We start from the raw sequence: 11,844 nt of genomic DNA on the forward strand, positions 1-11,844 counted from the left end.
CAGTCTAATAGTGACTGCATAGGGGATGAGACGCTAGTGGAAGCCCTCGCTTGCAGATGCAAAAAGGCGCCGAATGCGATGTGACCCGCCGCCTTTTTTTCTTAAGCTCAGCCCTTAGCTCAAGCTTTAACTTAGTAATTAAGCAAGCCCTTAAGCAGGTCCTTAAGCAAGTTATTAACTTAGCGTTAAGGCTGCTTTGCTAACACGGCGTCAATGTCTGCGGCGCTATGACGCTCAGCTAATTGCTCCCACTCCTCACCCCATGAGCGGTTAACGATACGGCCACGCTGCACGCCTTGGCGCTGTTCAATCTGTTTAGCCCAGCGCTGTAGGTTAGGGTAGCTGGCAACATCTAAAAATTCGGCGGCATCGTATAAGTTGCCAAGCACTAAATTGCCGTACCAAGGCCATATTGCGATGTCGGCAATACTGTATTCATTACCGCCAATGAATTCGTTATTGGCGAGTTGTTTATCGAGCACGTCAAGTTGGCGCTTAGCCTCCATACTGAAACGGTTAATCGGGTACTCGAACTTTTCTGGTGCGTAAGCATAGAAATGGCCAAAGCCGCCGCCAAGGTAAGGTGCAGAACCTTGTAACCAGAATAACCAGTTCATGACCTCGGTTTTAGCCGCCAGCTCTGTTGGTAAAAAGTAGCCAAATTTTTCGGCTAAATAAAGCAAAATATTACCCGACTCAAACACACGAATTGGCTTTGTCTCTGTGGTATCGATAAGGGCGGGGATTTTAGAGTTTGGATTGATATCGACAAAGCCTGAACCGAACTGATCGCCTTCGCCGATGTTAATTAGATAGGCATCATACTCAGCCCCAGTCACGCCTTTGGCGAGTAACTCTTCTAGCATAATCGTGACTTTTTGGCCATTAGGTGTCGCCAGTGAATGCAGCTGCAGCGGATGTTTACCTTTGGCTAATACGTGTTTATGTCTTGGACCAGAGTCTGGGCGGTTGATGCTGGCCCACTCGCCGCCATTTTCATTATCCATGGTCCAAACTTTTGCTGGTGTGTATGGGTTTGTCATGTTCTGTCCTAATAGGTATTAGCTCTGTTAACGACAATTGTTAACTGCATTTGTTGTTAGCGCCGAGCGACATTGATTGCTTTGTGTTAACAGTATAGATATCGGGTCAGTTGCTCTTTTTTAAACCCTTAAAATCGAGTTATGAATATAACCGTTTAATCTGATTGAGAGCGATGAGGAATAAAAAATGCCAGTCAGGTGACTGACTGGCATTTAAGGGAGAACTTAACTTACTTTAACTTCAGTGGACTTGTTAAAGTGTGAGTTAGCCCATTACCAAATGCGTACGCGCTGATCTTCTGGTAGATACAGCTCGTCACCCGGTTTTACGTCAAATGCTTTGTACCAAGCATCGTGGTTACGTGGTGCTTGAGCGCGGTAGCGGCCCGGAGCATGAGTGCCTGCACGTAGCTGGTTTAGCATGCTTTGTTCAGTACGTTTTTCTTTCCATACTTGTGCCCAAGCAAGGAAGAAACGCTGATCACCAGTTACACCATCAATCACAGGAGCTTCTTTACCGTTTAGGCTCAACTTGTATGCATGGTAAGCCATTGATAAACCACCAACATCACCAATGTTTTCACCTAGGCTGTTACGGCCGTTGACGAAATTTTCTGGGATTGGTTCATACTTACTGTATTGCGCGGCAAGCTGATCGGCTTTGGCTTCAAATGCAGCACGGTCAGCATCTGTCCACCAGTTACGTTGGATCCCGTTAGCGTCAGACTTTGAACCTTGGTCATCAAAACCGTGACCCATTTCATGACCGATAACCGCGCCAATACCACCATAGTTTACGGCAGGGTCTGCATTGGGATCGAAAAATGGCGGTTGTAGAATTGCAGCTGGGAAAACAATTTCATTAAACGAGCTGTTGTAATAGGCATTAACGCGCTGTGGTGTCATACCCCAACGGTTACGGTCAGTTTTCTTAAGCTCTTTAGCGACGCTATCAGCATTGAAGTACTGGCGCAGATTTTGAATATTGCCTACGAGGTCTTTGTTGGTGAGCGCTAAACCATCAAACTCTTGCCACACATCTGGGTAACCAATTTTTGGATTAAATGCCGCAAGTTTAGCATGAGCATTAACTTTAGTTTCGGCGCCCATCCAGTCTAGGCCGTCAATACGCTCACCCATAGCGGTACGCAGGTTTTCAACCAGCTCTGCCATTTGTTGCTTAGATGACTCTGGGAAGTAACGCGCCACATACACCTTGCCGATAGCAAAGCCGAGTGACTGAGTGCCTGACATCTCTGATACCGCGCGTTTCCAGCGTGGACGAGGCTCTTCTTGACCGCTTAGAGTTTTACCATAAAAACCAAAGTTGGCCGCGTAAATATCTTCTGATAAAAGACCAGCATTGTTACTGACTGTGTGGAAGGTCAGGTAATCCTGCCATACATTCAGAGGTTGCGTATTAACGAGATCAATCATCGCTTTGACAGGATCTGGCTGAGAGATATTTAGCTGTGGTACTTGGTAGCCAGTTTGTTCAAAATAAACATCCCAATCAAATCCTGGGTAGTCTTTTGCTAAATCAGCGCGCTTCACTTGGTTCAGTGTTAGGTCGCGGTTACGGCGCTTCTCACGTGGCCATTGGCCTTCAGCCATCTTAGTCTCTAGTGCAAGAATAGCGGTTGCACGTGCTTGACCATCTTTTATACCAGCAAAGGCCAGCATTTCAGCAATATGATTGACGTAAGCTTCACGGATTTTAACGAAACGCTCGGCGTCTTCTAGGTAGTAAGAGCGATCGGGTAAGCCTAAGCCACCGGCACCAATAGACATTTCATACTGGTTTGGATCAAGACGGTTAAACCACATGCCACCAGATATTGGGGAGGTGGCGCCCGTTAACCAAGCTTGACCAAATACTTTAGTTAAATCGTCAGTAGACTTAATCGCACTGATTTGCTCTAGCGTGCTCTGGATAGGGGTGATACCGAGTTTATTAATCGTATCAGTATCCATGTATGACTGGTAAAAATCGGCGATTAGCTGTTCTTCGGCATTAAGGTCAGTGCGGCTAGCGATATCATCGATGATCTCTTTAACCTGTTTTTCACTGCGCTCAGCAAGACCGGTAAAGGCGCCAAAGCGGGTTTTGTCAGCTGGCATTACATAGTTGTCGTACCATGTGCCGCTAGCATACATAAAGAAGTCATCGCCTGGATTTACGGCTTCGTTACGCGCGCTGAGATCGACACCAAAGCTCCCGAGTTCTGCTTTATTGTTAGCAGTGTTAGTGACTTCAGCTTCAGTCACTTTTGCTTGGGGTTCGTTATTTACATCTGACGTGCCACAGCCACCCAAAAAGGAGGTTGCTAGGGCCATTGCGATAAGGGACTTTTTCATTATGTTAATCTCTTCCTTGCCAATAGTTTTTATCGTTTTTGTAACGGTTCTTATTATGATTTTGCAATAAACTTTTTATTATTGTTAACCAAGCTATCTTGTAGAATTGCCATAAAATGTCAACATTTGAATTGTTAATAAGTTTGAGTGAAGGACTGAATGCGAAGACACCTAGCTTTACTGATATAAAAATAGCAGCCAAGTGGCTGCTATTTTTAATGTAAATTAAGCGGTGACAAACCTATGCCGTTACTTCTCGATTAATACGTTTGGTGCTCTTTTTAAATATACGGCGATAGAAAGTTACTGCGCTGAACATTAAGATTAAGCTACCAACCAGCGATACAGTGGTAATAAACAAGGAGTAGCTGAGCGGCATGTTTAAAGCGTCATGCAGTGGTCTAACAAAACTTGCCACTTGGCCTGAAAGCGGTCTATCGCTGTGCTTTATCGCGTCTTTAATCACACCTTGCTCGAAGCTCATTGTTATACGGTCGGCTTCACGCAGCCAAACACCACTATGACTATCAAAACGTATACTGTAGTTAAGCTCTGTCGGTGTTTCTCCCTTTTTAACTCTTGGTTTACTAATCGCGACTAAGTGTGATTCTGGCCATAAATCTTGCGCTGTTTGTAGCTGACTCTGCCAGTTGTTTGCTTGGCTAATCGGGTAGACCATTTCAGTTGCTGGTTGCTTAAGTGCTCCGGTCCACAAACTCTTGTAAGTAATTAAAAAACCACTAATGCACAAGATAAGCAGCGGTACAGAGATAAACAGGCCTAGCTGGATATGGCTCTTAACTAAGCTGCTTGAACGGGTATTTGTTGGAATACTCTGTTTCAATCTAAAGCCCTTACGTACTCGCCACCAAAGATAGATACCGACAAGTGTGACCACGCCGCCAAGCAGGGATGCCCAAGCATTAATGTACTTGCCGCCAAAGTCTTCTAATAAGAAGTTACGGTGTAGCCAAAATACAGTGGCATAACCCGGAATGTCACCAAATGAGCTGATAGAAAGCTCATTAAGTTGGTTATCTAATGCGATGGTTTTTCCGCGAGTTGCAGCTTGAATATAAGGGCTGTGCTCTGTTGGAAAGCGAACGGTGCTCATTGCTGGATAACGGTCAAATAAGGTTTCAACGGTATGAGCTTTTTGCTCAATAGATAGCGACGCATATTGCTGACCTTTATCATCAAGCCTTTTATACATGTCGACGCTACCAAGATAGACACCGGTAGTCAGTACAATCAGCATGGTAATACTGATAAAAAAACCTACCCAATTATGAAACCACTTTAAAAAAGGTACTACATTCATATTGATATTCTCGAATCGGTCTAGGCACATTTTGCCAAAAGACCCTGAAAGGGTTTTAACGTAGCAAACCTGTGTAAAATTATTTTTTAATAGGTTAAGTAAACAGGCTACGGCAATTAAACTGTCGTGAATGATAATCAATCTCACTATCAACTGCAATTAAAGAAGTGTAAAGGTGCATGATAGGTATATATGTTGATAGATATAGCTAGATATAAAGAAAACCCGCTAGGTGCGGGTTTTCTTTCATTAGGGAGCGGTAGGGCTTCTACTTATAACGACAATGGTTATTTTTTAATGCGTGTTTTTAACGCTTTAAGCAGCTACCGACATGCTGCGGATCAAGCTCGGTAGTGGTGATGTATTGACTGCCCATACAGGCGATGTAATGACTAAAGAACTCTTTTAACTGATCGTTCATTGGGAGTGCTGATTGTTGTTTAACCGCAGTTAATGCGTCCTTCAAGCATTGAGATTTAAAAGGCTGCAGTTTAATTGCGCAGCTTTTGGCATCTTTAAAACCTAAACAACGCTGGTATTTATCCTGATTGCAAAGGTAATACTCACCTTGAGTGATTAACTTCTCTAGCGTTAAGGCTTGCTCAACAGCCTTATTCTTCCCGCCTTTTAGCACGTTTTTTTCATCCATATTCACCAACATGAAAGACTTTTTGGAGACCACTGAATCGCGATAAAGAATTTCAAGTGTCCATCGCCCAGTGACTAACTCATGGGCGTCGCCGAAATACCACATCGCCAGATTACGGTCGTGCTTGAACATGGTGTCCGTCCAGCTTGAGGTGGTGAAGCCTTTACCACTTTTAGGGTCGACAATCTTTGGGTGAGTCATGCGAACTGTAATGGGAAATTGGTTTTGCTTGGCAAGGTGAGAATCGACTTTACCTGAGGCATCTTTAGGTAAATTAACCGCGTAACGATAACCGATATATTGGCCAAGTGTCGGCATCACTAATTGACTGGAATTGACATCATATTGAGCCCCATTCTGGGTAATGGTACCGGCTTCAATAATACTGACTCGGGGCGATAATAGGTTTGAGATATCCTGTTGATTTAAGGCGTTATTGGCGATTGAAACCGGTGTGCCTTCTATCGATAGCATTTTAGGATGATATTGCGGATCAAGTATCAAACTTTGTAGCGGGTTATTAAATGCAACGAGCTTATTCAGTTTGTTAAAGGCTGAAATGTCTAACTCTGTGATGCGGTTATTGTTGAGCTCTAGTTCAATTAAAGGTGCGGCAGGGCTCAATGTCATATCATCAATCTGGTTGTAATCGGCTTTGACTTTTATTAAGCGTGGATTTTGGCTTAAATCCAATTGCTTGAGCTGGTTATTTCTGACCGCAACAACTCTGAGATCAGGGTTGTGTTCGAGATCCAGCGCGGTAAGTTGATTGCTCGGTAGGTAAAGGTGATTAAGTTTAGGGTTATGGGACAGATCTATTTTACTCAAGGTGCCAACCGATAGATTTAATGTCTGTAATTCAGGATTATGAGACAGGTCAATCTCGGTCAGCTGATGGCGGCTTAAGCCTAAATCTCTTAGTTTTGGTAGCGTAGAAGTATCAATTTGAGTCAGTGGTAATTTATAGGCATAAAGGCTTATAAGCTGTGGGTTTTCACTCACATCGACAGTGGTAATGTTATTGCCTGAAATATTGAGTGCAATGAGTAATGGGTTGTTAGACAGATCAATATCAGTAAGCTGGTTATTACCTACGATAAGCCTATCAAGTTGCTCTAGATGACTGACATCAATGTGGCTGATTTGATTATCCAGCAACACTAATGCTGTCAGAGCAGGCATAAACCTAATTTCGTCTACGTTGGTTATTTGCTGACTATTACAGCTAAGTTGGGTGATTTTGGCCAGTTCCGTGATGCCGTTTTGTTGAACGCATTGTGCAAATTGTGGGTCGGTAAATTGAACCTCGCTGACTTGCTTTGGAGCTTGTGTTAGGGCGCAGCCGCTTAAGGCTAACAGGCTTGATGCCAGTAAGCCTGCGGTTAACTTCAATGATGTCATTTGTTGCTTATCCTTATTCCAAATACTGGGTCAGTTTATTGTCTGTACCTCTAATTCGAGTTTTTTACGCTATATTCAATCGATTTACTGACAATTTTGGTGCTGAATATATTGATAATGGCTTTATGTTTCAATGACTTTTGGGAAGTGGTGACATTAGAAGGTTAATACTTTGATCTTGAGCAAGCTAGGCAATTAAATAAAAATTTACCGAACCTCCCCATAGCCCGATGTAATGACTAATAGGGCTTCAGTTTATAGGCTTAAATACTATCGAGCTTTGCAGCTAGTCAAGCTAATCAAGTTAGTATATTCATAGCAATTAGCACGAGAGGATGTGACGTTAGAACTGAAGTTTTTTGAACACATGTAGCTGATTTTACTTTTGGAGTCGCGGCCATATTCACCAAAATAGAATATAGGGGCAACTGTCACTTTGGATACGTTATACACTTCTGCGGGGCGTTATTTTGACACTGTTTGGTTAATAGTGTTTGGTATCGGATTTTTATTAGTTTTTAATGCTATGAAGGCTGGTTGCTTCCCCTCGAAATAACTAGTAGTTAAGTCTATGTGTGGGAGATTTTTACAACTTTAGGCTAGTTTGGCTTAATACTTTGAGCGGATTCAAGGACGCTTTTCTCTAAGCATAATCTGTGGCGACATTCTGGTTACCCCTGTTGCGAGCTAGTGACTATCTTTTGCTGTCAGCCGAGTACTCAGAATTGTTTTTTGGAGTTTATATTATTGCAATTGCTCCTTGTCGTGGTAAGCGGGCTCGGTCTGTTACCTCAAAATTGTTAATTTAGGGAAAGGTATAGGGATATGAAATACACTAAAATTGCACTGCTGGTCTCATCAGCTATTTTTGCATCGACAAGCGCTTATGCGACGGGAAGCAACAAAAATAACGCAGATGTAACTCAAAATGGTGACAGTAACCAAGCATATGTTTTGCAAGCCAACGAAAGTGTGAACAATACTACGACAGTGGATCAGAACGGTAGTGCAAACCAAGCTTCTGTTTCACAAACTGAAACGGCAAATGCAACGGCTGATATCGACCAAGTCGGTCAAGGCAACCAAGCAAACATTGAGCAGAATGACGAGATCAGCACCTCAACGGCAACAATCGACACCACGGGTAACGCGAACGTATCAAGCATTAGACAGCAACGTGGTACGCAGGAAGAAGCGACTGCAATCATCACTCAAAATGGTGATACCAACAACGCGACTATTTTCCAAGACAGTGCCGATGGCTCGCTATCAAGCATTACTCAGAACGGCTCTGGTGATACAGCATTTATCAATAACATGGCAACAGATCATGCAAGTGCGACCATTACTCAAAATGTGGGTGGCGGTAATAACGCAACCATTCAACAAGGTGATGCTGATTATGCTACTGCAGAGCTAAATCAAACGGGCAGTGCTAATACTGGTGTGATTGACCAATTTACCAATGTTGATGATTGGAAAACGAAATCTGATACAACTTCTGCAATCCTTAATCAAAATGGCGTGGGTAACAATGGTTATATTAGCCAGACAGCGACTCACTCCACTGCCGATGTGACTCAAACGGGTGACTTTAACATTGCGAGTCTAGTGCAAACTGGCAGCGAGGCGAGTGCTAGCCTTGCGCAAATTGGTAATAACAACCAAGGCTTTATTAACCAACAAGCTAAAGACAGTGTAACCGCAACACAAACAGGCAATGGTAACGGCCTTTTTGCTAATCAAGCGGGTTCAGAGCATTTAGGTAATACGTTAAGCGCTAGCCAAACTGGTAACCTTAACAACATCTATGTCAATCAAACTGCGGATGCGGGGACTTCACAGTCCGCATCGATTGATCAAATTGGTAATGAAAACCAGGCAACAGTGAATCAGTCAGGTGCAGGCCAAAGCGCTAGCATCACTCAAGCAAGTGATTTAAGTGTTGTTTCGTTAAACCAGCAAGATTTTGGCAACAGCGCGACAGTTAATCAAACTGGTACTGTGCAATCTGCAATTATTACTCAGTTTGATGAATCGAACGTTGCAAATGTGACTCAAGGTGGTATGAATAACCAGCTTTCACTAACTCAGAGTGGCAGCACTGCGGGTAACGGTAATGCAGCAACAGTTAGCCAATTGGGTGACGGTGATTCAGCCATCATTACTCAACTTGGCGAAAGCAACACTGCTGTAGTAGAACAAGCAGACGACAGCTACGGTAACAGCATTAGCATCAATCAAAATGGTCTAGGTAACCTTGCAGCTGCTGGTACGCGCTTTGGTAGCGGTAGCCAAATAACGATTGACCAGCAAGGTACTCATAACGTCATCATGGGCGGTGGTAATACACCAAGTGGTTATGGTGACACCGTTGGAGCGGGTACTTGGGGAGCTGATAATATCCTTATGGTTTCTCAAGACGGCACGGGTAACCGCGTTTATGCTGATGCAGCACATGATCAGTCTACTGTAGATATCTCTCAGCAAGGTGACTTCAACGAGGCATCGGTTGAATCATGGTGGGGAGAGCAAAATGATATCACTGTTGCTCAAACGGGTGAGTCTCATGTTACTGATGTGCATGTTTATGGTGGCGTAGGTAACCATGTTTCTGTGACTCAATATAATGTACAGAACACTGCCATTGTAACGTCAACGGGCAGTCATAATAGTGCGACAATTATTCAAGGCAGCATGCCTCAGTAATGAATAACAATGACTAAAAAAGGGAGCTTCGGCTCCCTTTTTGTTGTCAGCTAATGACTCAGAACTTGCTGACTCACATTAGCTGATTAAGCCATAGTTGATTAAGCCTTAGTTGATTAAGCCTTAATTGGTTTAGCTTTGGCTGATTAAGTGTTAGCTAATCAAGAGTTGGTGTTGAGGCGATGAAACAGTGAGTCTTTTAACTCTGCTCTATCATGCTTCAGTTGATTCATGGCGTCGTCATCAATAGGCGCGCCTCTTAATTCAAGTTCGCGGATCTCTTTATCTAGCGCATTGTAGTGCTTGGTATCTTTAGCAAAAGCTTCATCGGTTTGGCAAAGCTTAACAATGATATCTTGGTACTCAGGAAACTCATGCATTATTGAGTGGTTTTCGCCTAACATATCAACCCCTAAATCGTTAATGGACAGTATTGTTACAAAGCTAAGTAAAGCTAATCGTAGGATTAATTTCAAGGTTACTTGTTGAGGTTTAATACTTCTTTCACAATTAAGCTTACGTAACAACTGCTCATCTTACCTAAAATCTGGGCGATATTTGCAGCCTATTTTACGTTACAACTTACTTATTGAGCTGGCTTGGTTCTCTCGATTACACTTATTCGATTGTACGGATTGTGTCGTTAACCAAGCAGCTATTCTCGATAGAACAAGTAACATTTACAGGCCATGACCTTGACAACCTTAGCTTTAATTTTGGCGTCAACTGACTTTAAAGCCTTGGCATTGATGATTGTCATAAAGGCAGTGGATTTTAAAGCTCCTTTATTTTGATCTCCAACTAGTCGGGATCAGCTTAAGGGTTTATCTTTTAATGATAAGCACCAGAGTTGACTCACCCCATATTGAAGTAACCCAAAGGGGGACGGTGCCTTTATAAGGAAGATTGCTATGCAGATGACTCTCTCTTTTCTTGGCGCAGCGCAAGAGGTGACAGGCTCTTGTCACCTACTCAATATTGATGGTCAGCAAGTGTTGCTCGATTGCGGCCTGATCCAGGGCAGTAAGGCTGATGTGTTACGAAATCATGACCCTTTTGCTTTCACGCCGTCACAGATCCAAGCGGTGGTATTAAGCCACGCCCACATCGATCACTCTGGGCGGCTGCCCTTACTGGTAAAGTCAGGCTTTACTGGGCCTATATATAGCCATAAGGCGACGGTAGAGCTTTGTGCGGTAATGCTCAGAGACGCCGCCATGCTCCAAGCCAGAGATATAGAGAGACTCAACAAGAAGCGTGCAAGGAATGATTTACCTTTATTAGAGCCGTTATTCGATGATGGCGACGTTGACCGTGTTATGCAGCAGTTTGTGGCGCTCGATTATGGCGAGAAAGCGCAAGTGATCCCACAGCTTAAGGTGTGTTTGTCTGATGCGGGACATATTTTAGGCTCCGCTGTGGTGGAACTTTGGCTAGGTGAGGGCGAGGCGACTAAAAAACTCGTCTTTAGCGGCGATCTTGGCCGTGAAGGCATGCCGATATTAGATGACCCAAGTTTAATCGATACGGCGGATTTGGTATTGATGGAAAGCACTTACGGTAACAGGTTACACCGTAGTTGGGACGATACGCTAGAAGAGCTTAAATCAATATTTGCACGTACCATAGAGCAGAGCCGTGGCAATATTTTACTGCCTGCATTTTCAGTTGGCCGAGCCCAGGAGTTGCTCTATCTGTTTCACCTCTACGCCAAAGAGTGGGATCTGTCTCACTGGCGTATTTGTCTCGATAGCCCTATGGCAATAAAAGCGACCAAGATCTATGTCGAGAATTATAACTTAATGGATGAGGATTTTAAGCGCTTCACCCGCTTATCGCCCGGTAAGCACCCGTTACTATCGAATGTGGATTTTATCGATTCCACTGAAGAGTCAATGGAGCTCAACCATATTCACCAAGGACTGATTATTATCGCGGGCAGTGGTATGTGTAACGGTGGTCGTATTCGTTGTCATTTAGAGCATAACCTAGCTAATAGTCAGTCTGATGTGATTATTTGTGGCTATCAAGCGCAGGGGACGCCAGGACGATTGTTAGTCGATGGTGCGACAAGTTTAACCATCAGCGGCCAAAGTATTAATGTTGCAGCGAGGCTACATACGATTGGTGGGTTATCGGCTCATGCTGATCAGGCTGAACTGCTGCGCTGGTATCGACATTTTAACGACTCGCCGCCTCTTGTGCTGGTGCATGGCGAGAGTGAATCGCAGCAAGCGTTGTTGGCTGCACTTAATGAAGATGCGCACAATGCGCCAACTCACAGTGCGATAGCTGAGCAGGGAAACTGTTTAGATCTCACGCAACTGCCTAAGTTTGTTTGGTTAACGCAATAACAATAGCTT

7 protein-coding genes are annotated in these 11,844 nt (G+C 43.8%); 2 read left to right on the forward strand and 5 right to left on the reverse strand.

Annotation, left to right across the window (positions count from 1 at the left end; all coding sequences use genetic code 11):
- Positions 1-185: 185 nt before the first annotated feature.
- The 4 genes from yghU to ACVBIO_RS12075 all read right to left on the reverse strand — a co-directional run bounded on the left by yghU (position 186) and on the right by ACVBIO_RS12075 (position 6,772).
- A complete protein-coding gene (gene yghU / locus ACVBIO_RS12060; protein WP_447163975.1) occupies positions 186-1,043 on the reverse strand; it encodes a glutathione-dependent disulfide-bond oxidoreductase in 858 nt (285 codons plus the stop codon).
- Positions 1,044-1,316: 273 nt separating this feature from the next.
- Positions 1,317-3,401: a M13 family metallopeptidase gene (locus tag ACVBIO_RS12065; RefSeq protein WP_447172710.1), complete on the reverse strand. Its 2,085-nt coding sequence runs from the start codon at positions 3,399-3,401 to the stop codon at positions 1,317-1,319.
- 241 nt (positions 3,402-3,642) lie between these two features.
- Positions 3,643-4,722, reverse strand: a complete 1,080-nt coding sequence (locus ACVBIO_RS12070; protein WP_447172711.1) for a PepSY domain-containing protein — start codon at positions 4,720-4,722, stop codon at positions 3,643-3,645.
- Positions 4,723-5,029: 307 nt separating this feature from the next.
- Positions 5,030-6,772 carry a leucine-rich repeat domain-containing protein gene (locus tag ACVBIO_RS12075; protein ID WP_447172712.1) on the reverse strand — a complete coding sequence of 581 codons (1,743 nt, stop codon included), beginning with the start codon at positions 6,770-6,772 and terminating at the stop codon, positions 5,030-5,032.
- Between the two features lie 825 nt (positions 6,773-7,597).
- On the opposite strand from ACVBIO_RS12075, the gene ACVBIO_RS12080 reads away from it, so the two are divergent.
- On the forward strand, positions 7,598-9,481 hold the full coding sequence (locus ACVBIO_RS12080) for a beta strand repeat-containing protein (protein ID WP_447172713.1): 1,884 nt from the start codon (positions 7,598-7,600) through the stop codon (positions 9,479-9,481).
- Between the two features lie 161 nt (positions 9,482-9,642).
- On the opposite strand, the gene ACVBIO_RS12085 is transcribed toward ACVBIO_RS12080, so the two are convergent.
- Positions 9,643-9,885, reverse strand: a complete 243-nt coding sequence (locus ACVBIO_RS12085) for a YdcH family protein (protein WP_447160707.1) — start codon at positions 9,883-9,885, stop codon at positions 9,643-9,645.
- 507 nt (positions 9,886-10,392) lie between these two features.
- Here ACVBIO_RS12085 and ACVBIO_RS12090 point away from each other — a divergent pair.
- On the forward strand, positions 10,393-11,835 hold the full coding sequence (locus ACVBIO_RS12090; RefSeq protein WP_447160708.1) for an MBL fold metallo-hydrolase RNA specificity domain-containing protein: 1,443 nt from the start codon (positions 10,393-10,395) through the stop codon (positions 11,833-11,835).
- Positions 11,836-11,844: the final 9 nt, after the last annotated feature.

Source organism: Shewanella sp. 0m-8, assembly GCF_052977265.1.